This window comes from Formosa sp. Hel1_31_208, assembly GCF_900104785.1.
Classification (GTDB): Bacteria; Bacteroidota; Bacteroidia; order Flavobacteriales; family Flavobacteriaceae; genus Psychroserpens.
This window is the reverse complement of the sequence record NZ_LT629733.1, coordinates 1,592,744-1,616,316: the sequence shown is the minus strand read 5'-3', so window position 1 is coordinate 1,616,316 and position 23,573 is coordinate 1,592,744. Positions and strand designations below refer to the sequence as shown.

Sequence of the window (23,573 nt, the reverse complement as noted above, 5' to 3'; positions counted from 1 at the left end):
TAAATGACTCTTTCAGAAAAAAATCATATAAAAAGTATCAACAAGGCGCTTCTCTACATTGAGGAACATCTTGAACACGAGCTGTCTTTAACAGAAATTTCTAATATAGCTCACTATTCTCCTTACCATTTTCATCGCATATTTAAAGCGTTTACAAAAGAAACGCTCAATCACTATATCGCCAGAAAACGAGTTGAAAAAGCTTCTGCAGACCTCTTACATCGCGATGATATGAGTATTTCTGAATTATCAACTCGGTATGGATTTACAAGCAACTCATCGTTTACAAGAGCTTTTAAGAAATTCTATGGTATGAGTCCGTCTCATTTCAGAAGTCATACTAAAGGAAAATATAGCAAGATACGTCAAGTAAAAAGCAAGAATGGTCAACCAATTACTGTATTTGAAGATTATGTTTGTCAAACCACAAAAAAAAATGACATAGGTATGAAAGCAAATATAGAAGTAAAAACTATAAATAGTATACACACAGCAGGTATCACCTGCATTGGAAAACAGCAACTACCCCATGCTTTTAATCGCGTTTTAGAATGGGCTGGGCAAAAGGGCTTATTGCGTCAACCTGATTTTAAAATGGCTACCATCTTTTACGATAGCTTTAAAATCACTGCTGCTGATAAGGTGAGGATGACTGCGAGTATCGTACTTGAACAAGCACTAAAATCCAATGGTGAAATTAACGCTACCAAACTAAATGGTGGTTCCTATATAATCGGACATTACGAAATTGGGATAGAGGAATTCCCAATTGTTTGGACGAATTTATTTAAATGGATGAATGATAATGGGTATAAAAAGAAGAATCAGCCTCCTTTTGAAATATACCACAATGACTTTAACCAACATTCGGAGAAGAAATGTATTGTTGATTTATACATCCCTGTAATATAGAATAGATTAACTCACAAGACTCTCAAAGTACTGATAGAGCTTGCCTTTCGTAATGTTTGCACCTTCTAAAATGAGTTTGAATTTATCCTGACCTTTATCTTCAGTATAGTCTTTTATTGCTGTAAAGAATTCTACATCATCAGACATCAAATTTTTTCTAAACCACTCAAAGCCTTCTTTAGTTGTGATATCGATATCGCTATTCTTGATTTTAAGAGCTATCAATCTCATATGCTTATCAGTACACTGAAATAAATGCATTTGTTGCGGTGAAAGATGTTCTAAATATTCTACGTTAGACAGCACACCTTCCCAGATTAAATCACTAAACACATCCAATTCTTGCTCTGCAACTTCAGGCTTATTAGTCTTGATGTTTGACCATTCGTCAGCTGTGATAGACTGTGTTGCTAAAAAATTGATAAATTCCTGATGTAACTCTTCAAACTGTTCTTTTGTCAATCTTGAATATTTCATGCTATAATCCTTTAAATAATATTATTGAAAAAGCCTCAACGATGCGTTGAGGCTTTATTTATATGATTTAATTGAATGTTAGGCTTCTGCTATAACTTCAAATGGTAAATCTACCGATACTTCTCTGTGTAATCTTACAACAGCATCGTATTTTCCTAAACGCTTTACACTACCACCAGCCACAGAGATGAATTTTTTATCAATCTCGTGTCCTGCTTTTTGTAAATGGTTTGCTAAATCAATATTGTTAATAGATCCAAATAATTTGTCTCCAGTTCCCACTTTAGAAGAAATTTTAATTTCTAATTCTTTCAGTGCATCTGCCATTTTTTGTGCAGACTCAATAATTGATTTTTCCTTAAAAGCTCTTTGCTTTACTGTTTCTGCTAATACTTTCTTAGCAGACGACGTTGCCATAACGGCTTGTCCTTGAGGAATTAAAAAATTTCTACCATAACCGTTCTTTACTGTTACAATATCGTCTTTAAATCCTAAATTTTCAACGTCTTGTTTTAATATAAGTTCCATAGTTATTGGTATTTTATTTTAATAAATCTGCTACGTATGGCATTAACGCTAAGTGACGTGCTCTCTTTACAGCAACAGAAACTTTTCTTTGGTATTTTAATGATGTTCCTGTTAAACGTCTTGGTAAAATTTTACCTTGCTCATTTACGAAACCTAATAACCAATCTGCATCTTTGTAATCTACATACTTAATACCAGATTTCTTAAAACGACAATATTTCTTCGTTTTACTTGTATCGATGTTTAAGGGAGTTAAATATCTAATTTCTCCGTCTTTTTTTCCTTTTGCTTGTTGTTCAATTGAAGACATAATTACGCTTTTTGTTTATCTCTGTTTCTTCTCTTTTCTGCCCAAGCAATTGCATGCTTGTCTAATGCCACAGTTAAGTAACGCATAAATCGCTCATCACGTCTAAACTCTACTTCTAATGGATTGATGACCTCTCCGTCAACAGTGTACTCGAATAAGTGATAAAAACCACTTTTTTTGTTTTGAATTGGATACGCTAATTTTTTTAAGCCCCAATCTTCTTTGGATACCATCTTTGCTCCTCGAGAAACTAGAAAATCTTCATATTTCTGTACTGTTTCCTTTATCTGATCTTCAGACAAAACGGGATTTAAGATGAAAACAGTTTCATAATGATTCATAAAAATCTATTTTATTTGTGTTAAAAATGAGTGCAAAAATAACCATTATTTCTAATTCTAACAACATATTTGTTGATTAAAATTAATCTGTTAATTTTTTCTTAAAATATTGTTAAATAAAACACTTTACCGATGTTTTTTGGTTTTTATCCGAATTTTTTGTACTATTGTCGATATCTTAACCTAAAATATAATAATGTTATGACTTTAAACTGTGTAGTAGTTGATGATTCTGCGATTCAACGATTATCAATTGTAAAGTTAATTGAGAATCATTCCTCACTTAACCTTATTGCAGAATACAGCAGCGCATTAGAAACCAAAAATGGACTTAACACTCATAAAGTAGATCTTATCTTCTTAGATATTGAGATGCCCGTTCTTAACGGTTTCGAATTGCTTGATGTACTCAACAACAAACCCCAAATTATTTTCGTTACAGGTAAAACTGAATACGCATTTAAAGCTTTTAATTATGATGCAACCGACTACCTTCAAAAACCTATCACTAGGGAAAGATTTAATCAATCTGTTGAAAAGGCGTTAGAACAACATAAATTAAAGCTCGATTTTAATGAAACTGATGGTGAACACATTTTCGTTAAAAGTAATCTAAAGAAACGAAAAGTTTACATTAAGGATATTAAATGGATTGAAGCACTTGGTGACTACGTAAAACTGGTAACCGAAGAAAACAGCTTAGTCGTTTTATCTACAATGAAAGCCTTTGAGCAGGAATTACCGGAAGGTAAATTCTTGAGAATCCACAAATCATATATTGTCAACCTAGATAAGGTAGACCGATTTAATAGTAAAAACGTTGAAGTTGGTGCTTATGAGATTCCACTAAGTAGAAATAAGAAAACCCAACTTGTTGATGCTTTAAATAATATTTAAAAAGCTTTAAGACGATTTAGTTTGAAGATATAACTTAAAACTACTAACTAATTAACTTAATAATTATCGACATTTAAAATTACTCTTATTGCCCTAAAATCTTTCACACTCAAGAAGCTGTTATTAATTTTAATAATAGCTTCTTTTGTTTTTACCAACGATTGTTTCTGTGGGATTTTAACCAATATATGTTTTAGATATTGATTTCTAATTCGAGCTACTGGCGGAAACTCTGGACCTAAAACATGTTTATCAAAAACGGTTCTTAAGGATTTAGCATACCAATCTGCGCCAACATTTACACGATTATATTCCTTATGCTTCAACGTAATCTTTATCATGCGGTACACAGGCGGATACTTATAAATGTGACGCTCGTCTAATTGTTCCTCGAACATCTGTAGATAATTATTTGTTGAAACTTGCTGTAATATTTTGTGATATGGGTTATAGGTTTGGATCAAGACTTTTCCGCGCTCATCCGTTCGACCTGCTCTACCAGACACTTGAGCCATAAGCTGATAACTACGTTCGTGAGCTCTAAAATCAGGAAAGTTGAGCATATTGTCTGCATTCATAATACCAACAAGTTTCACATTTCTAAAATCAAGTCCTTTAGTTAACATTTGTGTTCCAACTAAAATATCAATTTCGCCTTGTTCTAATGCTGTTATAATCTTTTCATAACCATATTTCCCTCTGGTTGTATCCAAATCCATCCGTGCTACATTGTGCTCTGGAAACAACAACTTGGCCTCCTGCTCTACTTGTTCTGTTCCAAAACCTTTATTATCGAGCTCTACACTCCCACAAGCATCGCAAGTTTTAGGCATTACAGTGTTGTAACCACAATAATGACAACGCAACTGGTTTTTATATTGATGAAACGTTAAGCTCACATCACAGTTAGGGCATTGCGGTGAATGACCACATGTATTGCATTCTACAATTGGCGAAAAACCTCGTCGATTTTGAAATAGGATAATTTGATGACTATTCTTTAAGGTTTCAGTCATTTCCTCTATCAAACGATCACTAAAATGACCTTGCATCCGTTTTCGCTTTTGTTTATCCTTGATATCTACCAATTCAATATCTGGCATCATGACATCATTATACCGCTGATTCAATTCCACTAAACCATACTTTCCTTGCTTCGTATTGTAATAACTCTCTAAACTGGGCGTCGCCGAACCTAATAGTGTTTTACACTTAAAGATATTAGCTAATACTATCGCTGTGTCACGCGCATGGTATCTCGGTGCTGGATCAAATTGCTTGTATGAAGATTCGTGCTCCTCATCCACAATGATTAATCCTAAATTTTGAAAAGGTAATAATACTGAAGAACGGGCTCCTAAAATGACTTGAGCTGTTGCTGCATTGTTTAAAACATTATTCCATACTTCAACACGTTCATGAGATGAATATTTGCTATGAAAAACAGCAACTTGCTCTCCAAAATAATTCTGAAGACGTTCAACCAATTGGGTAGTTAAAGCAATTTCAGGCAGTAAATATAATACCTGCTTTTTTACTTTTAGCTGATCTTCAATAAGTTTGACATAAATTTCGGTTTTACCAGAAGAGGTTACACCATGTAATAGCGTAATATTATGATTTTTAAACGATTGAATTACTTCGTTTAAAGCTTTGTCTTGATATGTATTCAATAGTTTTGAATCCTCATTATCATCTCCTAAGTACTGAACACGATCCATTTGAATATGGTATTCTTCAAGTATACCTTTATCAATTAGTGTCTTAATAATAGCTGCAGATGCTCCGCTTTCATTTGTTAACTCTGAAACTTTAACTGGTTTTTTAGTTTGAGCCGAAATGGAAAATAAAGCCATCACCACATCCCTTTGCTTAGGAGCTCTGCTTAAGCCTTCCATTAACTTTTGAAGTTCGTTCTCCGAAGAAAACAAAGCTCTTAATTTCACATAACGAACTAACTTTGGTTTATACTTTTCGTAGATTTCTTCTTGTACGGAAATGGCATTTTTTTCAAGTAATCGCTTAATTACAGGTAGCACATTTTTTTTATCCAGAATGGACATCAAGTCCTGAATTTTTAAAGAAGACTGATGATGTAATGCTTCATAAACAATAAACTCGTCATCTCTAAAATCTTCATCATCTATAGTGACCTCATCATTTTTACTAATCACGGTCTCGCTCTCTAGAATAAACGCGCTAGGCAATGCTGCTCTCATCACTTCCCCTAGTGTGCACATATAATAGTTAGCTATCCATTGCCAATGCTTAAGTTGAATCTCAGTCACAATTGGATCTTCATCTAGAATTTGATGTATTTCCTTAGCTTCATAAATTTGAGGTGCTGTATTGTGAATTTCAACAACTAAGGCAGTATAAATCTTAGATTTCCCAAAAGGTACTGAGACGCGAATTCCAGGTTTTAGAAAATCGGCCTCTGCCTTAGTTATCGCATAAGTGAAACTTTTTTCTAAAGGAATGGGCAATATGACATTGATAAAATATTGCATCAACTATCTATTCTCACCCAATACTGTGTGCGATAAAAAAAGGCAATATACCCTCGTACTTGTAATCTGTTTGGATCATCGTCAAGTTTAAGTCGGCAATCATACACCTTACCATCTTCGGGATTCATAATCGTGCCTTTTTTATAAGTTTCTCCAAAAGGCTCCATATCTTTTATAATCTTTAAACCTAGTACAGGTTTATTATAATCCTCACCATTACACGGCTTACAAGGTAAATCCCGTTTTTCAGGATCAAAAATATCAATAATCTTTCCGTAGACTTTTCCGTTATCTTCATAGATTTCTACAACGGACTTCTCTTCACCTGTTTCATCATCAATGGTTTTCCATTTACCAAAAATGCTTTGAGCAGACGCAGAGACGGTCATCAATAACATCAGTATTACAATTATTGATTTATTCATCTTCTTCATTATTATTACTTTTTAAACGTCTAATCGTTGCATTTAGTTCATAACCTAACAACAAGATATTGGCATTTAACCATAAATAAAACAATAAAATTAACAGCGCTCCAATAGAACCATACAGTTTATTATATTGGGAAAAGTTCTCAATGTATATTCCGAAGAGATAGGACGTCAAGATGATTAATAAGGTTGTAAAGAGTGCTCCAATTGAAAAAAACTTGGAGTGACGACCTTGTTTTGTACCATAATAATATAAGGTTGCAGTAGCAATATAAAGCATCACTACAAAAAATACATATTTAAAGAATACCACCCAAAAGAGATTGGAATCTTTTGTGGCCATTTCGACACTATCAAACTGTTCATATAGTGGCTGGATAATATAAATCTGGAAATATCCAAATACAGCTACGGTAAGTATGACTAAGAATGCTAGAATTAAAGCCACGCTCAGTGCGTATAAAAATTGTTTAAAAATGTTGCGTGTCAATTCTTGATGGTATGAATTTTCAAATCCTGAAAACACAGCATTCACACCATTAGCCATTAAAAATATCGAAATTAGAAACACAGATGATATCAATCCCCCACGTTCGGTATTTTCTAAATTTTCAAAGATACTATCAAAGAAAAAGTCTGACGTTTGAGGTGGTAGAAACGATTCTAAAAACATTAAAAAGTCTTCCTGAAAATCAGCTATAGGAATATAAGGGATCAATATGAGCACAAATAACAAAAATGGGAAAATAGCTGTAAAAAAACTAAACGCAATAGCACTTGCTCTGGTAGTTAAGGCCCCTTTAAATATTCCAATCGCATATAACTCAAGTAAATCAAATAATGATAAACCTTCGAGTATCGGCAGTTTAATTCCCTTTAAAACCCTTACAAAGATATTTATCACTGGAATCTTAGAAAGTTTATCTTTTAGTTTAGACATGTATTGATATGGTTAACGTTCATGACACTATACAGCTTTTAAGCTCAAATCCATATTATAAACTGAGTGAGTCAATGCGCCAGATGAAATATAATCTACGCCGCATTCGGCATAGTTTCTAACTGTAGATTCGTTAATTCCTCCTGAGGACTCTGACATACATTGATTGCCTATAAGTTTAACAGCGGTTCGGGTGTCCTCATAATTAAAATTATCAATTAGAATGCGATATACACCTTCGGTATGCAAAATCTCTTTTATCTCATCTAGGTTTCTAGCCTCCACAATAATCTTTAAATCTCTATTTGTTTCTTTTAAATAGTGCTTTGTTTTTTGAATAGCCTTGGTTATCCCTCCAGCAAAATCAATATGATTATCCTTAAGCATAATCATATCGTAAAGTGCAAATCTGTGGTTTTCTCCTCCACCTATTTTTACTGCCCACTTTTCGAGTGCACGAATGCCTGGGGTGGTTTTTCTAGTGTCTAATATTTTAGTACCTGTACCCTCTAATAAATCTACAAATTTCTTTGTTTTAGTTGCGATGGCACTCATACGTTGCATGGCGTTAAGAACGAGGCGTTCAGCTTTTAAAATAGACTGAGACGCACCTTCCACATAAAATACGATATCACCATACTTAACAGGACTACCATCTTTTATAAGCGTTTCCACTGTCATATCTTTATCTAAGTAGTTAAAGACAAGTTTTGCGAATTCGACGCCAGCAATAATTCCGTCATCCTTAACTAACAGTTTTGCTTTTCCTTGCGCAGAAGCTGGAATACATGCCAGTGAGCTGTGATCACCATCACCAACATCTTCTCTGATTGCATTAGATATTATGAGTTCTATTTCCCGATTAAATTGTTCTTGTGAAATCATATTTAGATATTTAGTGTAAAAATAGGGATTGCATATCAAAAAAATACAAATTGTAAATCTCAAATTCTAAAAAAGTATAACTTTGAAACATGACCATAAAACTACTTGCCATTGGCAAAACCGATAACAAAGATTTACAAGCCCTTATTGACGACTATCAAAAGCGTCTTGGGTATTATATCAAATTTGAATTTGAAATCATTCCAGATCTCAAAAAGACTAAAAACTTAAGTGAAGACCAACAAAAGCAAAAAGAAGGTGAGCTTATTCTCAATAAACTCAATACTACAGATGTTCTAATTTTACTAGATGAAAATGGTAAACAATTAGATTCTGTAAGTTTTTCTACATATTTACAAAAACACATGAATTCAGGTATCAAACAATTGGTTTTCGTTATAGGAGGGCCTTATGGTTTTTCACCTGAAGTATATCAAAAAGCGAATGGGAAACTATCATTATCTAAAATGACTTTTTCCCATCAAATGATTCGCTTGTTTGTTATAGAGCAATTATATCGTGGCTTCACTATTTTAAAAAATGAGCCTTATCATCATCGTTAGTATGGTTTAAATACTTCTTTACGTTTCTTTAATTGGCGTACCAAGTCACTAATTGTCTCTTTAACTGCGACTTCATAATTTTTCTCGTCAGACGCTGCAAAAATTCGTGGTCCAGGTAAACTGAGTTCTATATCACATATTTTACCTTTCGTATGATTCTTGTCGTCTTGTTTAAATCGGACTGTTGCTCCAATTAAAAAATCATACCTGTCGAAAAGTTTTTTTAATTTCTCTTCTGTGAAACTATTTAAAGTTTCACTGACATCGACATTTACATATTGAAAATTCACATTCATAATCGTTCTTGTTTTATAATTAATTTCTTTACTCTAATTTACAAAAATTTAATAGATATTTTTATGATAAAACTCATAAAATATTGTGTTTTTCCTTCAGAAATATGCCTATGGAAAAATCAATTACTATAGCACTTAATGCCAATCCTTTTTAATGAAGCCAGATAAAAATTTAATCCTAAACTTTGGATTACAGGTATGAGATTACTTCTTTTTGATCAGGGTTAAAATCTCTTCATTACCAGAGCGACTCATTGTGAATGATAATGTATCGGCATTAAGTGTATTAATTTCTACCGCAATTTCTAGTTTATCTTTAGGAGTAGAATATAACACCCCATCTACAATTTTATAAATCCCATTGGTTTCTTGAGCACCTACTTTTGATGTATACGTCATATCCTTTTTAAAACTGAAATACGCATTATTATTGCACTTTTCTTTGGAGCTTGCTGTGTCAATCCAACTCACACACTCCCATTCTCCAACAATAGCTTCTGCATATTTAGAATCATTACAAGACATCGTTAGTGAAATCGTTAATAATAGCAATAATTTTTTCATGGTATTGGATTTAATTGGTTTACAATTGCCTAAATATCGACAATTACAATGGGATATAAAGCACCGTTAACGACTGAAATATAAAAAAGACAATAAATGGCAATACCAAATAACCCATTATATCTCTGGCTTGTAATTTCACACCTGCAGTCATGACAGGCAATACCAATAGCAGAAAGAAGGGTTGAATCAAATTACTTAAACTTTCACCATAAGCAACCGATAAGGAGGCTCTAGATACCATCGCAGTAACTTGCTCTTGAGGTAATCCAGTACCAATATCTTTAACAGCTTCAATAATACTCGGCCCAACAACCGCAAACTCTCCTCCTGCTGAGGGAATGGCAAAATTCACCAATCCACCGGTAACATATGCATAGAATGGATACGTATCTATGGTCGCTACCGAAGCCAATACATCAGCTAATTTAGAGCCCAACCCTGTTGCTAACATGATCCCCATTATTCCTGCGTAAAATGGATATTGAAATAAAATCCCAGAAATATTGCTACTTGACCGTTTCATTGCAATGCTAAAACGTAATGGGGTTTTATGAAGAAACAAACCTAAAATAATAAAAGTAAAGATCATGATATTGAAATTCAAGTCAAATCCATTATTCACAAAATGATAAACTATATAACAAAACCCCATTACAGCAACACTCCATTGTAATACAGTACTATTATTAAGCGTATCTGAAACCGCTTTTATTGGCAGTTTATAACTCTCAGCTTCGTCTTTAATTGAGATATTTTGTTGAATTTCACCTCCTTCTTTTAATAGCTCTTTTAGTTCTTTTATACCTTTAGCTTTAGGAATAATAGCCAAGACTAAAAGCGGCATTATGATTACAAAAAGTCCTACAACAACTAAATTTAGAGTTGAGCCTAAGGTATAACTCATTGGTATTGTTTCATTGAGAACACCAGTCTTAATAAGGAAATTATCAGGTGTATTTAATAATAATGGTATCGAACTCGATAAGCCAGAAACCCAACTTGCTCCTGAAAAATAAACGCAAGCTATTAGAAACGGATAGTTCACTCCTTTTACTCTTAGTGCTAATTCCCTAGCTAAAACACACGTGATTACTATCCAACCAAAACTAACTAAACTCAATAAGGCGCCAACAATTACCACAAAAAAATAGACTTGCTTAGGACTGTTTAGTTTAGCCGCTAATTTGTGCATCCATTTACCAATAATTGGAGATAACGCTATACTATATCCCGTAATGATGAACAGTGTTATTTGCATCCCAAATTCTAATAAACTAAAAAAACCATCATACCAGCCAGAAATAATAGTCATAGGTTTTGCATTCAACCACAATAAAGCTAATATACCTGTTAGCAATGTTAATCCTAAAGCAAACACAAAGGCGCTAGGCATATACTTTCGAAATATATCTGTAAATTTTTTGCCAAGTTTAGTGAGCATGATTGATTCATTAAAAATTTGAAACCTCAATTTAGGTAAAATTATATACTTTTGACCTTTAATTATTAACACATGCAACTTGTCTTCGCTACGAATAATTTACATAAACTCAAAGAGGTACAGTCTATGTTACCACAGCACATACAATTATTAAGTTTAAAGGACATTGGCTGTTTTGAAGACGTTCCTGAAACACGGCTTACTATTGAAGGTAATGCCATTCAAAAAGCCGACTATATCAAAACGCATTACGGGTATGATTGCTTTGCTGATGACACTGGCTTAGAAGTTGAAACCCTGAATGGTGAACCTGGTGTGTATAGCGCTCGTTATGCTGGGGAGCAACGCGATGCTCACAACAATATGGATAAATTGCTAGAGAACCTTTCAGACAAATCCAATAGAAACGCGCAATTTAAAACCGTAATAGCGCTCCATTTAAATGGTAGCTTAGAAACCTTCACGGGAATTTGTAAAGGTGAAATCACTAAAACCAAGCATGGACGTGGTGGTTTTGGTTACGATCCCATTTTTAAAGCAGAAGGTTATGATCAAACCTTTGCAGAAATAGCACTAGAAGAAAAAAATCGAATTGGCCATCGTGGGAAAGCAGTGGCTCAGTTGGTCACATTTCTAAACCATTTATAAATAAATAATCCAGCAATTGTGCTGGATTATTAATCAAATTTAATTCTAATTATTTCTTTTTAATCACAGAATTAATTGCCTTTTTAATTGCTTCTGAATACTTTGCATCTGCATTTTGTTCAACCATGCCAATAACCATCAAACAAGTCTCGTCATCAATAGCCATGCAATACATTTCACTGTCTAATGTTGATCCTTCTGCCATACTTGTACCTTTCATATAGAGCACGTTAACACCATTCATTTCAGTTTCTCCCTTTTCTGAAATTTTAAATTGTGGGTCAGTATTTTCATTCATTCTTTGCTTTGTAACCGCGTAAGAATCTGGTACCATCATAGCCATAACTACAGCTCTAGGGCTTTCAGAAATATACGTATTCACAGTTACTTCCATAAAGAGTGATGTATCTATATCTATTTCAATTTTTTGTCCCATCAGCTCTAATGTACGAGCCTTTCTCTCTTGATCTGCTTCAGAAGTTTTTGGTTCTTGAGCTTGCAGATTGAATGTCATTGCAAATAACACAAAGACACATAGTAGTTTTTTCATAATTCATAAATTTTAAAGGCCTAATGTAATAAATACTATTAATAAAGTTGAGTGATTATAAATATTTATCTATTCATCTGCCAATGATTAGCAAATATGCGTTAACGATGGAGCACTTGTTGGAGCTCTCCCTTTTGTTGGGAAGCGACGTGCGAGAGCGTGTTAAAACGCCATTATATTGAATATCCAAATAAAAGACTATCTTTGCATCTTCGTTTACCAAAATCACATAACGGTGAAGCGAATTCCGATAAAACGGAACTAAAGATTCCTCAGAGTGAGGATGTGTTACCTAGAAGTTTAAGTGTTTAGTATGTCGATTCGCTTCTTTTGTAACACCAAAAGACATAATCGAATACAAAACAAAAGAATGAGCACATTCCAAGAACTCGGTCTCAATGAAGACCTACTGCATGCTATTACTGATTTAGGATTTGAAACACCTAGTGATGTTCAGCAAAAAGCAATTCCAATTTTATTAGAAAAAGAAGCTGATCTTGTTGCCTTAGCGCAAACAGGAACAGGTAAAACTGCAGCATTTGGTTTTCCAATGTTACAAAAAATTAATATTGATAGTCGTACAACTCAAGGCTTGATTTTATCTCCAACACGTGAACTTTGTTTACAAATTACAAATGAACTTAAACTCTACGGAAAGTATTGTAAAGGTTTAAATGTAACAGCTATTTACGGCGGTGCGAGTATTACGGATCAAGCAAGATCTGTAAAGCGCGGCTCACAAATTATTGTTGCAACTCCAGGTCGTATGAAAGATATGATTAGCCGAAACATGGTTGATATTTCTAAAATTGAATATGCGGTTTTAGATGAAGCTGATGAAATGCTAAACATGGGGTTTTATGAGGATATCACTGATATTTTATCACATACTCCAAATGATAAAAGCACTTGGTTATTTTCTGCAACCATGCCAAAAGAGGTGTCAAACATTGCTAGAAAATTCATGGATAACCCAATTGAAATTACAGTTGGAAATAAAAACGAAAGCACAAGTCAAGTGTCTCACGAATACTATTTAGTAAACGCAAGAGATCGCTACCAAGCTTTAAAACGTTTATCTGATGCTAATCCAGATATTTTCTCTGTGATTTTCTGTCGTACCAAACGAGATACTCAAAAAGTAGCCGAAAACTTAATTGAAGATGGTTACAGTGCGGGTGCATTACATGGTGATTTGAGTCAAAATCAACGTGATTTAGTAATGAAGTCTTTCAGAAACAAACAAATACAAATGCTAGTCGCAACAGATGTTGCTGCTCGTGGTATTGATGTTGACGATATTACACATGTGATTAACTATCAATTACCTGACGAACCTGAAATATATACCCACCGTTCTGGACGTACCGGACGCGCAGGCAAAACAGGTATTTCTATGGTAATTGTTTCTAAAAGTGAAGTTCGTAAGATTAAAAGCATTGAACGTATCATTAAGAAAGAATTTGTAAAAAAAGAAATTCCTGATGGTATGGAAATTTGTGAAGTACAATTGATGTCACTTGCAAATAAAATTCATAATACTGAAATCAACCATGAAATTGACAAGTACCTCAAAAGTATTAACGAATTATTTGAAGATACAGACAAAGACGAATTAATTAAAAAATTCTTCTCAGTAGAATTCACACGCTTCTTTAATTACTACCAAAAAACTAAAGATCTCAATGTCGCAAGCTCGTCAAGAGATTCTGAAGGAGAAAGTGGTCGCAGTTATGGTGGTAGTGGAAACGAGTCACGTTACTTTATTAATGTGGGACGTAAAGATGGTTACGATTGGATGAAGTTGAAAGATTTCTTAAAAGAAGTGTTAGACTTAGGTCGCGACGATGTATTTAAAGTAGACGTCAAAGACAGTTTCTCTTTCTTTAATACGGAAAAAGAGAACCAAGAGAAGGTTTTAGCATTCTTTACTGATTTTAAACACGATGGCCGATTTGTTAATGTAGAAGTTAGTGAAGACAAAGGTGGTGGACGAAATCGTGGTGGACGAAATCGTGGCGGGCGAAGAGATGGCGGAGGTGGAAAACGCAGACGTGAGGATAGCCCAAGAGGCGAAAGACGTTCCAGCGGTAGACACAGTGATTCTGGCTCGGGCAATAGAAGTGATAGGCGTTCTTCTGAAGGAGGGTCTTCAAGACGAAGCGATAGAAGATCTAGTGAAAGTTCTAATAACAGAAGTGATAGAAGAAGTTCTGGCGGAGATTCAAGACCACCAAGACGTTCGGAAAGCACATCAACATCTGATAGACCAAGACGCTCTAGACGATAAAACAAAAAAGACCAAAAGCCTCAAAATTTCATTTTGAGGCTTTTTTTTAGCCATCTTGTTAATATTAAGTCAAATTTACGTCCTACTTTATAATGGTATGCCAATTGTTTACTATTTTTAAGTCCAATATGCACCAAATGAAATTCTTATTTACATTTTTATTAGTCGTGATATGCTCTACATCGAGCTATACTCAGGAGGATACTTATGTCAAAGGAACCGTTATTGATCTTAGTACAGATCAACCTATCGATCGTGTAAATATTGTCAATCTAAATCAAGTGATAGGCACCTCTACAGATGAAGAAGGTAATTTTGAAATCAAAGCACAGCTTAACGACACACTTCATTTATCGTATTTGGGTTATAAATCCATAAAAGTAAGAGTGACCAATGACTGGTTAAAATTTGGAGAGACTAAAATTGGGATGACTGAATTAGCCTTAGCCCTTGAAGAGGTAGTCGTAAAACAACTAAAACTCACTGGTTATTTAGAAATTGATGTTAAACAAGTTCCCATAAAATCTAATTATCGTTACAGTATTTCGGGATTATCAAATCGAGGTTATGAAGCTGGAAACCGACGTCCAAATGCAGTCAGCAAGGTATTAGGTGCTATTTTTAACCCTGCCGATTTCTTACACAATGTCTTTGGCAAAAAACCACGTGAACTTCGTAAGCTAAAAAAAATGAAGGAGGATGACGTCATCAGAAATGAATTGGCTTCTCGTTTTGATAGAGAAATGCTAATGGTTTTACTTCAGGTAGACCGATTTGATCTCGATGAAATAGTCAATCAATGCAACTATTCTAAAGACTTTATACAAGCCGCTAATGACCTCCAAATTTTAGATGCCATTAGTGAGTGCTACGAAGAATACAAAGTTTTAAATCGTGATAAGGCAGGTCGCTTTTAATTACGCTCTTTCAACCATCTGTTTATTGGTTCTTACAAAGTAAATCAACCAAATTAAAATTCCAACAAATTTAGCGCCATCTTCAAGAAGTTTGGTAACATAGTAAGATGCTTCATAGAAGAAGTTATCTACCAAAAGGGATATAGCAAAACAAGCTAAAGCACAACCTAATAGCAGAAAATCTGTTGTTAAGATGACCTTATAAAATTTTAAAAGATAGACGCTAATAAGTAGACCATATCCTAAAAACACAATCTTTTGATGAACACCTAATACAGGAAACACTATTTCGTGAAACATAAATACGTCATCTAAACCTAAAAAAAGAGAAATCCCAGCCGATACCTTTAAAAAAGACCCATTTTGAGCATTCTTGCTTAGAGCACTTCCAAAAAAACATATAGCAGCGGTAGCGGCCCATAAAAATATTCCTAATTGAGATTGTATCCCAGTATAAGGCGGCACCTTTCCAATGACTGCTAGATCATTTGTTAAAAATTCCAGTGGTACATCTTCTAAAACATGGATAAGGAATACGCCACCTATCACCGTGAAAGATGTAAAAAAAATAACTAAAAATGTCAGTCGTAACGATTTCAACTGATGGATAATAATAGAGATCATTTATAAGCTAATTATTGTAAGGCGAATCTAGCATTTCGAATTGAGTTCACAAATGAATTAACATGAACGACAAAAATAATAGCTAATCAACCGGTTTTGCAAATTTAGACGCCGCATATATTAGAATTCAATTACCTATATAAAGTATTTATTTAAAAATCTAACCGTCAAACTGATATTTTAATAGTCTCCAAAAAGCTTCTAATAGCAATGTATTATTGGCTTTGATAAAAGCGTTCAACAATCTCATCATAACTCTTTATCGTTTTCTTACACCAATCTAAACGTTTTTCCATCTGTTCATTCTCGGTCAAATGCCAATTAATGTCGGTTTGTTTTAGTTTTGTGGTTACCTCTTGTAAAATTATTGCGGCTGAGACTGAAATGTTTAAACTTTCAGTAAAACCAACCATTGGTATTTTCAAGAAACAATCGGCTGCATCTATAACCTCTTGCGACAAGCCTTCAGTTTCTCTTCCAAAGAAAAAACATGATTTTTTTGTGACATCAAAATTGTCCAATACACTATCATCCTTATGTGGTGTCGTTGCAACAATTTGATAGCCTTTATATTTTAATTCCTTAATAGCTTCTTTAACAGAGTGATAGCGATTTAAATCTACCCATTTTTGAGCTCCCATGGCGATTTCTCTATCAATTTGTTTCGTATTTTGCTCTTCAATAATATGGACTTCCTGAATCCCAAAGACATCACAACTACGAATCACAGCACTTGTATTATGCAATTGGTATACATCTTCTGTAGCCACAGTAAAATGCTTTGTGCGTTGTGATAAGATTTTAGCAAATCTATTTTTCCGTTGTTCGGTGAGGTAGCTTTCAAGATGTTCTAGTAGCTTATTATCAATCATTAAAAAAGTTTATATTAGTCAAAAGATAATAACTCTATGACATTAAAACAACTCTACTTTTTAATTTTGGCTTTGCTATTTATTTCCTTCAATGCAAATGCGCAAGAAAACGCAGATAAAATATTAAAAGACACCATAGCTTATAGCGATAAAAACACTCAAAAAGTAATTGAATTTGGAAGCTTTATTGAAAATACAATTCATAGCAGCGATGTAGATTCCTTTTTATTAAAATTGAATGAAGATCTATTTTTCGAACGAGTTTTGAGCCATCATCCTGATATCGATGCAAGTGACAGCTATATCAAAGGCTTCTTAGTGGGGATGAAACAATCCTTAAACTCCTTCCCTCAGGAAATCATGTCACAAGTTGAAAATGGCTCCTACTATGATTTTATTAGTTATCGTTATGATGTTCCATCGCAAACCTATTATGCACTTTTTAGAATGTATTCTGTTGATAGTGGCATGAATTATCACGATTTTAGACTGCACAAAACAAATGATGACATTCAGTTCACCGATATGTACACATATTTAACGGGTGAACATTTTACGCAAACTTTAGGTCGAATGATCACCTATACTTTACCTGAAAAAAAGTCTAAGAAAAAACGGACATCCGATTTAAACAAAGACTTTAAGGAAGTCTTTAAAGCTTTAATGTATAATAATAATGAAAAATATAATCAAGCATACAACACTATAGATGGTTTAAAAACTGAACTTTCAAAGGAAAAGTTCTTACAGATTTTTAAAGTTTTGGTCGCAAGTAATATTGATGAAAGTAAATATTTAAAGGCTTTAGAGGAATTAATAGAAACCCATCCCGATGATCCAACCATTGCTCTGAATAAAATTGACTATCACTATTATAAAGGCGAATATTATGAAGCCATTCAAGTTATTAATCAGCTTCAAAATGAAACCGAAGACGACTTTTTAAACTACATGAAAGCGAGTGTTGCTTTTGAAGATGAAAATTATGACCTAGCCCTTAATTTATTTAAATATACCATAGATAACTATCCAGACTTCTTTGATGGGCAAGCGGGTTACCTCAATACCCTAGTCATGTTGAATAACTTTACTGATGCTGTAATATATTTAGACGCATTAATAACTGATGGTTATGACAAACCATTAATTATAGATTATGTTGAGGAGGAAGATGAAAACGGTGAAAACATCTTAGATAAATTTGCAAAGTCTGAAGATTTTAAAGCCTGGAAAAACAAATAAAATACCAATTATGAAACACCTCGTCGTATTGACAGGCGCTGGGATGAGTGCCGAAAGTGGCGTAAAAACATTTCGAGATGCTGGCGGACTTTGGGAAGGGCATGATGTGATGGCTGTCGCTTCTCCTCAAGGATTTGCTAGAAATCCGGAATTGGTCTTAGAGTTTTATAATGAGAGACGAAAACAACTGCATGAGGTAAAACCAAATAGTGGGCATATCCACTTAGCCGAACTTGAACACAATTTTAAAGTTACTATTGTAACTCAAAATATTGACAACTTACATGAACGAGCTGGCAGTAGCGAAGTTATTCACTTACATGGTGAACTGTTTAAAGTACGTAGTACAAAAAATGAATCGGATGTTAAAACATGGACAGCTGATTTGAATAAAGGAGACACCTGTGATCAAGGACATCAATTACGACCACATATTGTGTGGTTTGGTGAAGAAGTACCAATGATTGAAACCGCTATTGATATTTGTCAAACTGCTGATATTTTACTTATTATTGGAACCTCAATGCAGGTCTATCCTGCCGCAGGACTACTAAATTACGCCCCTCATGATACACCAATTTACTTTATTGACCCAAATCCAGCTATTGCCAGCTCCCATCGTATCACTGTAATTTCTGAAAGCGCAACACAAGGTTTACCCATATTTAAACAACTAATAGGACTATAAATACCACAAGAGACACAATGAATAATGGCAATTTAATCATCCGTTGAAAGCTTAAAAAAGTGATTTACAGGTTTATTGAATACTTCAGAAAGCTTAAGTGCTAAAACCGTTGACGGCACATATCTATTAGCTTCAATAGAGTTTATAGTCTGTCTGGAAACTCCAATTTTTTTAGCGAGATCATCCTGTGTTAAACTCAAAATAGCACGCTCTACTTTTATTGTGTTTTCCATTATCTGCTTCTTTTTAAGGCGGTAAAACAAAGTAATTGCACTAACAACATGAAAATTAACACTTGAAAATCACCTAAATCCTTATAGACTTCTCCTCCTCCATGCACAATATTAGATACTCCAAAATCCACATAAGGCATGACTAAAGCATAAATAACACCAGTAACAAACGCATATGTATATGATTGCAAACGCAGTTTTACAATGAGTTCGTCTTCAACTTTATCCTTTGCTATAGACATCAACAACATTCCTATTAGCAACACTTTTTTTAAAACCTCTTTAAGTATATCGTAATCTCCTTCTAACGCAAAAGCTCTTACAAACATCATGACGATTGAAGCGCCCACGATAATCATTCCTAATTTATAAAAAGAGTGTGGTAATCTAAAGTTGATAAATTTATTTAAACCTCTTCTCTCACATTCCGCAAAACTATTTCGTTCCATAATTGACAAATATATTTTATATTAAGTAAAACTATTTTTACTATATGACAAATATACTTTACATTTTTGAATTATACAAATAATAATAACCCTGAGACTATCTTAGCCGCATTGATACCTATTGTTTCACCAAGGAGTATTAGCTAAAAATGTCTAAAAGAGCGACTTCCAAATGATGAAATTCAAAATCAAAACCTGTTTCTTCAATTTTAGTAGCGCTCACGCGTTGACTTTCAAATAGAAGCATATGCATTTCTCCCAACACTAACTTCATCGCTAGTTTAGGAATATTGGGAAGTATGAGTGGTTTATGTAATACTTTAGCCACCGCTTTTGTGAGTTCGTTATTGGTGACAGGATTTGGTGCTACACCGTTATATATACCTTCTAACTCATTGTCAACCGCAAAAACAAAAAGACGCGCTAAATCACTAATATGAATCCAGGACTGCCATTGGTTACCGTCACCAAAAGCGGCACCAGCGCCAAAACGAACAGGTTTAGCAATTTCTGGTAAAGCACCGCCCTTTTCTGAAAGAACCAAGCCAATTCTGATTTTAGCAACTTTAATATTTAAACTAGAAAATGTATCAACCGCAGCTTCCCATTGTTCAACCACTTCACCTAAAAAGGATGTGGAAACTTCTTCCGTATCTTCTTCATAATAATTTGTCATTGAACTCGGATAAACACCAATAGCACTTGCAGAAACCATGTGCTTTACAGGGAAATTGTACTTAGCAATAGTGTCTTTCAAAAGCTTAGCCGTTTTAGTTCTACTAGTAAGTATTTCGTTTTTATAGCTATTTGTCCATCGTTTAGAAATGGAAGCGCCAACTAGATTTATGATGGTATCGACACCTGCAAAGCACTGTTCATCAATATCATTGCTGTCTGGATTCCAGTAGAATCCTTTATAATTCTCATGAGTACTGAGCTTATTTTTGGATGTTGTAAGATAATGCACGACATGATTATGTGCGTGACAAACCTTAACAATTTCTCGTCCGATTAATCCTGTAGCTCCGGTAATAAGTATCTTTCTCATAACAGTGCAAATTTACTTAAATAGCAAACCTAGAAAATAGATTTTAATAAGGGTTTAACGTTTCACAGCCCTTAGCATATGACGCTTTCCAGGCGGACCTTGTAAACGTTCAACATGGAAACCTATAGATTCTAAATTACGACGCACCCTTCCGATAGCGGCATAAGTTGTTAAAACACCATTTTGTCGCAAAGCCTTATACATAATCTGAAATAATTCTTTTGTCCATAATTCAGGTTGGACACGAGCGCCAAATGCATCAAAGTAGATCACATCATAGGTATTCACTTCGGAAATTTCTTTGAAATATTTTTTTTGCTTTATAAGCTGAAAATCTTCGGAAATATGATTAACTGTTTCCCAAGGTGTTTCATGCAATGCCTCAAATAGCGATGATCCTATATGTAATTCTGACGGATAATTAAGCTCTTGCAGTTCTTCAGACGTTACCGGAAAAGCCTCAACACCAACGTAATGAACCGGATGACCAAAGTTCTGGGCAGTTAATAAGGTGAGTAAAGCATTAAGCCCTGTACCAAAACCAATTTCTAAAACAGATATCGGTTGGTTTGGAAGGCGCTTATTCTCAGAATAATAAAAAAGCAAACCATGCTTAATATACACATGGTTTGCTTCTTGTATGGCACCGTGAACAGAATGATATTGCTCATTCCAATCTTCTATCTGAATGGTTTTTGAACCATCGGCAGTGGTAATAATTTTTCTGCGCACCGTAATTATTTAATAAGTAACTTTTTAATCTTTGGTATTGGACCTGTACATTCTGTTTTATGACAAGAAATACACATGCCTATAGCATTATTATAGCGTTGCGACACTGGCGTCGTCGTGTCTTCAATAAAAACTAATTGTTGGGCCTCAATAAAGCGATTAGAATACAAATTAAAATTATCGGTTCTAGATTTTGTCTCTGATAATTGCGCAGAATGTATGTTTAAGAATTCTTTTGGAAATTCAGAGGGCGCCTTACCTGCTTCAATATCGTTTTTAATCTGCTCATTATATGCATACATACCTTTCATGAGCGACGACATTTCCGAAGGTTGATACACCTTATATAGCGATTTACCATCGGTTATAGTCACTTTCTTTTCTGCTTTCTCAGAAGAATTACAATTACAAAAGAATACTAGCATCAAAAGATACCCAAAATAAAGCTTCATTATTCAGTTTTTAAAAGTACACCATCAGCCATGAACGAATACGTTCTTTTTGGCTCTGTTATTTTTGCGATTTCCTCAGGTGTTGCTCCACCATCCTCAGCATAGTGACGTTGCTCATCAACTGGTACTTCATTAACAAAAGCTTTACCGTTAATGATGACTTCTTTTCCAGCGATATCTTTAGGCATAAAGAACCCGTAATCTTTAAATTTGACCATGACTTGTTCACCGTCAGGAAGATCTAATTTCATCCAGCAGCCTTTTGCTTGACAAACCTCGTCTACTTTAGCCACCATTTTTGCATCAATAGAATCACCAACCGCCATATTTGCATATTGAACTGCCATAACTTTTGAAGTTAATGCATCGGCATCTGAAATTTCTTCTCCAAAGGATGCATAAGCGATTTCTTGTGACAGTTCTTCTGCGACCTCCTCGTTTTGTTTGGTTGTATCTTTGCAAGATACTAGCACTAAAGTCACTAATAGAATTGAAAAAATGTGTTTCATTTTGATTTGATTTATGTTAACAAATTAAGCTATAAAGTTACGGAATTTTTTAGAAAATATTATGTTTTTTAACCCATCATAAATGACTAATTTTGCAATATCAAAAACTATCAATAATGTCAGATATATACACGAGTAATTTACACGTCGAAAAAGCAGAATCATCTAAACTAAAAGATGTCAACTTTTCCGACCTAGCATTTGGGGCAACCTTTACTGATCACATGTTTGTTTGTGATTATATAGACGGCGAGTGGCAGCAGCCAAAAATCATGCCTTATGGCCCAATGTCTATGGAGCCCTCAGCACGTGTTTTTCATTATGGACAAGCTGTTTTTGAAGGTATGAAAGCCTATAAAGATGATAACGGAGATGTGTTTTTATTTAGACCAGAAGAGAATTTCAATAGAATCAATAAGTCATGTGCTCGATTAGCAATGCCTGAATTCCCAAAGGAATATTTCTTTGAAGGTCTTAAAGCATTGATCAATTTAGATAAAGATTGGATTCAACCTGGTGTTGGAAATTCATTGTATGTAAGACCTTTCGCTATAGCTACAGAACCTATCATTTCGGCAGCACCTTCTGAGAACTATCGTTTTATGATTATTTGCTCACCTGTATCGCCTTATTATAAAGGAAAAGTAAAAGTCGTGATTGCAGAGCATTTCAGTAGATCAGCTGATGGTGGTGTTGGATATGCAAAAGCTGCTGGTAATTATGCTGCACAATTCTACCCAACAAAGCTCGCTCAAGAAAAAGGCTTCCAACAAATTATTTGGACAGACTCAAGCACACACACCTATTTAGAGGAAGCTGGAACCATGAATGTTTTCTTCAGAATTAACGACACACTTATTACCGCTCCTACTAGTGATAGAATTCTAGATGGTGTCACAAGGAAGAGTGTGATTCAAATAGCAAAAGACAATGGAGTTGCAATTGAGGTTCGCCCTATTAAAGTTCAAGAAATTGTGGATGCCTCTAACAATGGCACTTTACGAGAAATATTTGGAACTGGTACTGCAGCAGTAATTAGTGAAATTTCTGCCTTTGAATACAGAGATAAAGTTTATGAACTTGAAGATTTAGGTTTAGACTCTTATGCTGCCAAATTAAAACAACATATGTTAAACATTCAGCATAATTTAGGTGAAGATAAACACAATTGGAGATATCCAGTGAAATAAGTTTTCCAGTAAACTAATAGAAAAAAAAGAG

At 34.3% G+C, this 23,573-nt stretch carries 29 protein-coding genes; 9 read left to right on the top strand and 20 right to left on the bottom strand.

The features are described from left to right. Positions 1-3: 3 nt before the first annotated feature. Positions 4-912, top strand: a complete 909-nt coding sequence (locus BLT57_RS07360) for a GyrI-like domain-containing protein (RefSeq protein ID WP_091424297.1) — start codon at positions 4-6, stop codon at positions 910-912. Between the two features lie 6 nt (positions 913-918). On the opposite strand, the gene BLT57_RS07355 is transcribed toward BLT57_RS07360, so the two are convergent. From BLT57_RS07355 to rpsF, 4 genes are all read right to left on the bottom strand, one after another. Further along, positions 919-1,389: a DUF6495 family protein gene (locus BLT57_RS07355; protein WP_091424295.1), complete on the bottom strand. Its 471-nt coding sequence runs from the start codon at positions 1,387-1,389 to the stop codon at positions 919-921. Between the two features lie 78 nt (positions 1,390-1,467). Then, on the bottom strand, positions 1,468-1,917 hold the full coding sequence (gene rplI / locus BLT57_RS07350) for a 50S ribosomal protein L9 (RefSeq protein WP_091424292.1): 450 nt from the start codon (positions 1,915-1,917) through the stop codon (positions 1,468-1,470). Positions 1,918-1,930: 13 nt separating this feature from the next. After that, the gene (gene rpsR, locus BLT57_RS07345) at positions 1,931-2,227 is read right to left on the bottom strand and encodes a 30S ribosomal protein S18 (protein ID WP_028873640.1); all 297 of its coding nucleotides are present in this window, start codon (positions 2,225-2,227) and stop codon (positions 1,931-1,933) included. Positions 2,228-2,229: 2 nt separating this feature from the next. Further along, positions 2,230-2,568: a 30S ribosomal protein S6 gene (gene rpsF, locus BLT57_RS07340; protein ID WP_091424291.1), complete on the bottom strand. Its 339-nt coding sequence runs from the start codon at positions 2,566-2,568 to the stop codon at positions 2,230-2,232. A gap of 201 nt (positions 2,569-2,769) precedes the next feature. Between rpsF and BLT57_RS07335 the strand changes: the two genes are divergently transcribed. Next, entirely contained in the window at positions 2,770-3,465 is a 696-nt protein-coding gene (locus BLT57_RS07335) for a LytTR family DNA-binding domain-containing protein (protein WP_091424288.1), read from the top strand. A gap of 56 nt (positions 3,466-3,521) precedes the next feature. On the opposite strand, the gene priA is transcribed toward BLT57_RS07335, so the two are convergent. The 4 genes from priA to nadC are packed head-to-tail and all read right to left on the bottom strand — an operon-like array spanning position 3,522 to position 8,231. Further along, positions 3,522-5,975, bottom strand: a complete 2,454-nt coding sequence (gene priA, locus BLT57_RS07330) for a primosomal protein N' (RefSeq protein WP_091424286.1) — start codon at positions 5,973-5,975, stop codon at positions 3,522-3,524. Continuing rightward, entirely contained in the window at positions 5,975-6,400 is a 426-nt protein-coding gene (locus BLT57_RS07325) for a DUF2147 domain-containing protein (RefSeq protein ID WP_091424283.1), read from the bottom strand. Before BLT57_RS07325 ends, priA begins: the two co-directional genes overlap by 1 nt. After that, entirely contained in the window at positions 6,393-7,346 is a 954-nt protein-coding gene (locus BLT57_RS07320; RefSeq protein ID WP_091424280.1) for a YihY/virulence factor BrkB family protein, read from the bottom strand. Before BLT57_RS07320 ends, BLT57_RS07325 begins: the two co-directional genes overlap by 8 nt. Positions 7,347-7,373: 27 nt before the next feature. Next, entirely contained in the window at positions 7,374-8,231 is an 858-nt protein-coding gene (gene nadC / locus BLT57_RS07315; RefSeq protein WP_091424278.1) for a carboxylating nicotinate-nucleotide diphosphorylase, read from the bottom strand. Between the two features lie 89 nt (positions 8,232-8,320). Here nadC and rlmH point away from each other — a divergent pair, with 89 nt between their 5' ends. Then, the gene (gene rlmH / locus BLT57_RS07310) at positions 8,321-8,794 is read left to right on the top strand and encodes a 23S rRNA (pseudouridine(1915)-N(3))-methyltransferase RlmH (RefSeq protein ID WP_091424275.1); all 474 of its coding nucleotides are present in this window, start codon (positions 8,321-8,323) and stop codon (positions 8,792-8,794) included. Here the strand turns inward: rlmH and hpf are convergent. The 3 genes from hpf to BLT57_RS07295 form a co-directional block, all read right to left on the bottom strand. Then, a complete protein-coding gene (gene hpf, locus BLT57_RS07305) occupies positions 8,791-9,090 on the bottom strand; it encodes a ribosome hibernation-promoting factor, HPF/YfiA family (protein WP_091424271.1) in 300 nt (99 codons plus the stop codon). The two genes, rlmH and hpf, sit on opposite strands and share 4 nt — an antisense overlap. A gap of 204 nt (positions 9,091-9,294) precedes the next feature. Beyond that, positions 9,295-9,654: a lipocalin family protein gene (locus BLT57_RS07300; RefSeq protein ID WP_091424267.1), complete on the bottom strand. Its 360-nt coding sequence runs from the start codon at positions 9,652-9,654 to the stop codon at positions 9,295-9,297. A gap of 43 nt (positions 9,655-9,697) precedes the next feature. Beyond that, positions 9,698-11,098 (bottom strand): short-chain fatty acid transporter, encoded by a 1,401-nt coding sequence (locus BLT57_RS07295; protein ID WP_091426698.1) that lies wholly within the window; start codon positions 11,096-11,098, stop codon positions 9,698-9,700. Positions 11,099-11,170: 72 nt separating this feature from the next. Here BLT57_RS07295 and BLT57_RS07290 point away from each other — a divergent pair, with 72 nt between their 5' ends. Beyond that, on the top strand, positions 11,171-11,746 hold the full coding sequence (locus BLT57_RS07290) for a non-canonical purine NTP diphosphatase (RefSeq protein ID WP_091424264.1): 576 nt from the start codon (positions 11,171-11,173) through the stop codon (positions 11,744-11,746). 49 nt (positions 11,747-11,795) lie between these two features. Here BLT57_RS07290 and BLT57_RS07285 read toward each other — a convergent pair whose 3' ends face one another. After that, positions 11,796-12,296: a hypothetical protein gene (locus BLT57_RS07285; RefSeq protein WP_091424263.1), complete on the bottom strand. Its 501-nt coding sequence runs from the start codon at positions 12,294-12,296 to the stop codon at positions 11,796-11,798. Between the two features lie 370 nt (positions 12,297-12,666). Here BLT57_RS07285 and BLT57_RS07280 point away from each other — a divergent pair, with 370 nt between their 5' ends. Further along, positions 12,667-14,586: a DEAD/DEAH box helicase gene (locus tag BLT57_RS07280; protein WP_091424259.1), complete on the top strand. Its 1,920-nt coding sequence runs from the start codon at positions 12,667-12,669 to the stop codon at positions 14,584-14,586. A gap of 137 nt (positions 14,587-14,723) precedes the next feature. Then, the gene (locus tag BLT57_RS07275) at positions 14,724-15,503 is read left to right on the top strand and encodes a carboxypeptidase-like regulatory domain-containing protein (RefSeq protein WP_231928646.1); all 780 of its coding nucleotides are present in this window, start codon (positions 14,724-14,726) and stop codon (positions 15,501-15,503) included. On the opposite strand, the gene BLT57_RS07270 is transcribed toward BLT57_RS07275, so the two are convergent. Both BLT57_RS07270 and BLT57_RS07265 read right to left on the bottom strand, forming a co-directional pair. Further along, positions 15,504-16,127 (bottom strand): hypothetical protein, encoded by a 624-nt coding sequence (locus BLT57_RS07270; RefSeq protein ID WP_091424254.1) that lies wholly within the window; start codon positions 16,125-16,127, stop codon positions 15,504-15,506. 215 nt (positions 16,128-16,342) lie between these two features. Further along, complete coding sequence (locus BLT57_RS07265; RefSeq protein ID WP_091424251.1) at positions 16,343-16,999, bottom strand: RNA methyltransferase; 657 nt, start codon at positions 16,997-16,999, stop codon at positions 16,343-16,345. A 36-nt stretch (positions 17,000-17,035) separates the two neighbouring features. On the opposite strand from BLT57_RS07265, the gene BLT57_RS07260 reads away from it, so the two are divergent. Together BLT57_RS07260 and BLT57_RS07255 are read left to right on the top strand one after the other, a co-directional pair. Next, complete coding sequence (locus BLT57_RS07260) at positions 17,036-18,241, top strand: M48 family metallopeptidase (RefSeq protein WP_091424249.1); 1,206 nt, start codon at positions 17,036-17,038, stop codon at positions 18,239-18,241. 10 nt (positions 18,242-18,251) lie between these two features. Further along, entirely contained in the window at positions 18,252-18,929 is a 678-nt protein-coding gene (locus tag BLT57_RS07255; protein WP_091424246.1) for an NAD-dependent deacylase, read from the top strand. 32 nt (positions 18,930-18,961) lie between these two features. On the opposite strand, the gene BLT57_RS07250 is transcribed toward BLT57_RS07255, so the two are convergent. From BLT57_RS07250 to BLT57_RS07225, 6 genes are all read right to left on the bottom strand, one after another. Then, positions 18,962-19,162 (bottom strand): helix-turn-helix transcriptional regulator, encoded by a 201-nt coding sequence (locus tag BLT57_RS07250; protein WP_091424243.1) that lies wholly within the window; start codon positions 19,160-19,162, stop codon positions 18,962-18,964. Further along, positions 19,162-19,611, bottom strand: a complete 450-nt coding sequence (locus tag BLT57_RS07245; RefSeq protein ID WP_091424241.1) for a hypothetical protein — start codon at positions 19,609-19,611, stop codon at positions 19,162-19,164. Before BLT57_RS07245 ends, BLT57_RS07250 begins: the two co-directional genes overlap by 1 nt. Before the next feature lie 139 nt (positions 19,612-19,750). Next, entirely contained in the window at positions 19,751-20,659 is a 909-nt protein-coding gene (locus BLT57_RS07240) for a TIGR01777 family oxidoreductase (protein WP_091424239.1), read from the bottom strand. Between the two features lie 54 nt (positions 20,660-20,713). Next, a complete protein-coding gene (gene mnmD, locus BLT57_RS07235; protein ID WP_091424238.1) occupies positions 20,714-21,391 on the bottom strand; it encodes a tRNA (5-methylaminomethyl-2-thiouridine)(34)-methyltransferase MnmD in 678 nt (225 codons plus the stop codon). A gap of 5 nt (positions 21,392-21,396) precedes the next feature. Continuing rightward, positions 21,397-21,843, bottom strand: coding sequence for a hypothetical protein (locus BLT57_RS07230; RefSeq protein ID WP_231928644.1), 447 nt, complete (start codon positions 21,841-21,843; stop codon positions 21,397-21,399). Next, a complete protein-coding gene (locus BLT57_RS07225; protein ID WP_091424234.1) occupies positions 21,843-22,352 on the bottom strand; it encodes a DUF4920 domain-containing protein in 510 nt (169 codons plus the stop codon). The genes BLT57_RS07230 and BLT57_RS07225 overlap by 1 nt, the downstream gene beginning before the upstream one ends. A 116-nt stretch (positions 22,353-22,468) precedes the next feature. Between BLT57_RS07225 and BLT57_RS07220 the strand changes: the two genes are divergently transcribed. Beyond that, entirely contained in the window at positions 22,469-23,542 is a 1,074-nt protein-coding gene (locus BLT57_RS07220) for a branched-chain amino acid aminotransferase (RefSeq protein WP_091424232.1), read from the top strand. Positions 23,543-23,573 lie beyond the last annotated feature (31 nt).

Coding starts and splice junctions, on each gene's coding strand:
- BLT57_RS07360 (WP_091424297.1), top strand. CDS start 4: ATGACTCTTTCAGAAAAAAATCATATAAAAAGTATCAACAAGGCGCTT.
- BLT57_RS07355 (WP_091424295.1), bottom strand. CDS start 1,389: ATGAAATATTCAAGATTGACAAAAGAACAGTTTGAAGAGTTACATCAG.
- rplI (WP_091424292.1), bottom strand. CDS start 1,917: ATGGAACTTATATTAAAACAAGACGTTGAAAATTTAGGATTTAAAGAC.
- rpsR (WP_028873640.1), bottom strand. CDS start 2,227: ATGTCTTCAATTGAACAACAAGCAAAAGGAAAAAAAGACGGAGAAATT.
- rpsF (WP_091424291.1), bottom strand. CDS start 2,568: ATGAATCATTATGAAACTGTTTTCATCTTAAATCCCGTTTTGTCTGAA.
- BLT57_RS07335 (WP_091424288.1), top strand. CDS start 2,770: ATGACTTTAAACTGTGTAGTAGTTGATGATTCTGCGATTCAACGATTA.
- priA (WP_091424286.1), bottom strand. CDS start 5,975: ATGCAATATTTTATCAATGTCATATTGCCCATTCCTTTAGAAAAAAGT.
- BLT57_RS07325 (WP_091424283.1), bottom strand. CDS start 6,400: ATGAATAAATCAATAATTGTAATACTGATGTTATTGATGACCGTCTCT.
- BLT57_RS07320 (WP_091424280.1), bottom strand. CDS start 7,346: ATGTCTAAACTAAAAGATAAACTTTCTAAGATTCCAGTGATAAATATC.
- nadC (WP_091424278.1), bottom strand. CDS start 8,231: ATGATTTCACAAGAACAATTTAATCGGGAAATAGAACTCATAATATCT.
- rlmH (WP_091424275.1), top strand. CDS start 8,321: ATGACCATAAAACTACTTGCCATTGGCAAAACCGATAACAAAGATTTA.
- hpf (WP_091424271.1), bottom strand. CDS start 9,090: ATGAATGTGAATTTTCAATATGTAAATGTCGATGTCAGTGAAACTTTA.
- BLT57_RS07300 (WP_091424267.1), bottom strand. CDS start 9,654: ATGAAAAAATTATTGCTATTATTAACGATTTCACTAACGATGTCTTGT.
- BLT57_RS07295 (WP_091426698.1), bottom strand. CDS start 11,098: ATGCTCACTAAACTTGGCAAAAAATTTACAGATATATTTCGAAAGTAT.
- BLT57_RS07290 (WP_091424264.1), top strand. CDS start 11,171: ATGCAACTTGTCTTCGCTACGAATAATTTACATAAACTCAAAGAGGTA.
- BLT57_RS07285 (WP_091424263.1), bottom strand. CDS start 12,296: ATGAAAAAACTACTATGTGTCTTTGTGTTATTTGCAATGACATTCAAT.
- BLT57_RS07280 (WP_091424259.1), top strand. CDS start 12,667: ATGAGCACATTCCAAGAACTCGGTCTCAATGAAGACCTACTGCATGCT.
- BLT57_RS07275 (WP_231928646.1), top strand. CDS start 14,724: ATGAAATTCTTATTTACATTTTTATTAGTCGTGATATGCTCTACATCG.
- BLT57_RS07270 (WP_091424254.1), bottom strand. CDS start 16,127: ATGATCTCTATTATTATCCATCAGTTGAAATCGTTACGACTGACATTT.
- BLT57_RS07265 (WP_091424251.1), bottom strand. CDS start 16,999: ATGATTGATAATAAGCTACTAGAACATCTTGAAAGCTACCTCACCGAA.
- BLT57_RS07260 (WP_091424249.1), top strand. CDS start 17,036: ATGACATTAAAACAACTCTACTTTTTAATTTTGGCTTTGCTATTTATT.
- BLT57_RS07255 (WP_091424246.1), top strand. CDS start 18,252: ATGAAACACCTCGTCGTATTGACAGGCGCTGGGATGAGTGCCGAAAGT.
- BLT57_RS07250 (WP_091424243.1), bottom strand. CDS start 19,162: ATGGAAAACACAATAAAAGTAGAGCGTGCTATTTTGAGTTTAACACAG.
- BLT57_RS07245 (WP_091424241.1), bottom strand. CDS start 19,611: ATGGAACGAAATAGTTTTGCGGAATGTGAGAGAAGAGGTTTAAATAAA.
- BLT57_RS07240 (WP_091424239.1), bottom strand. CDS start 20,659: ATGAGAAAGATACTTATTACCGGAGCTACAGGATTAATCGGACGAGAA.
- BLT57_RS07230 (WP_231928644.1), bottom strand. CDS start 21,843: ATGAAGCTTTATTTTGGGTATCTTTTGATGCTAGTATTCTTTTGTAAT.
- BLT57_RS07225 (WP_091424234.1), bottom strand. CDS start 22,352: ATGAAACACATTTTTTCAATTCTATTAGTGACTTTAGTGCTAGTATCT.
- BLT57_RS07220 (WP_091424232.1), top strand. CDS start 22,469: ATGTCAGATATATACACGAGTAATTTACACGTCGAAAAAGCAGAATCA.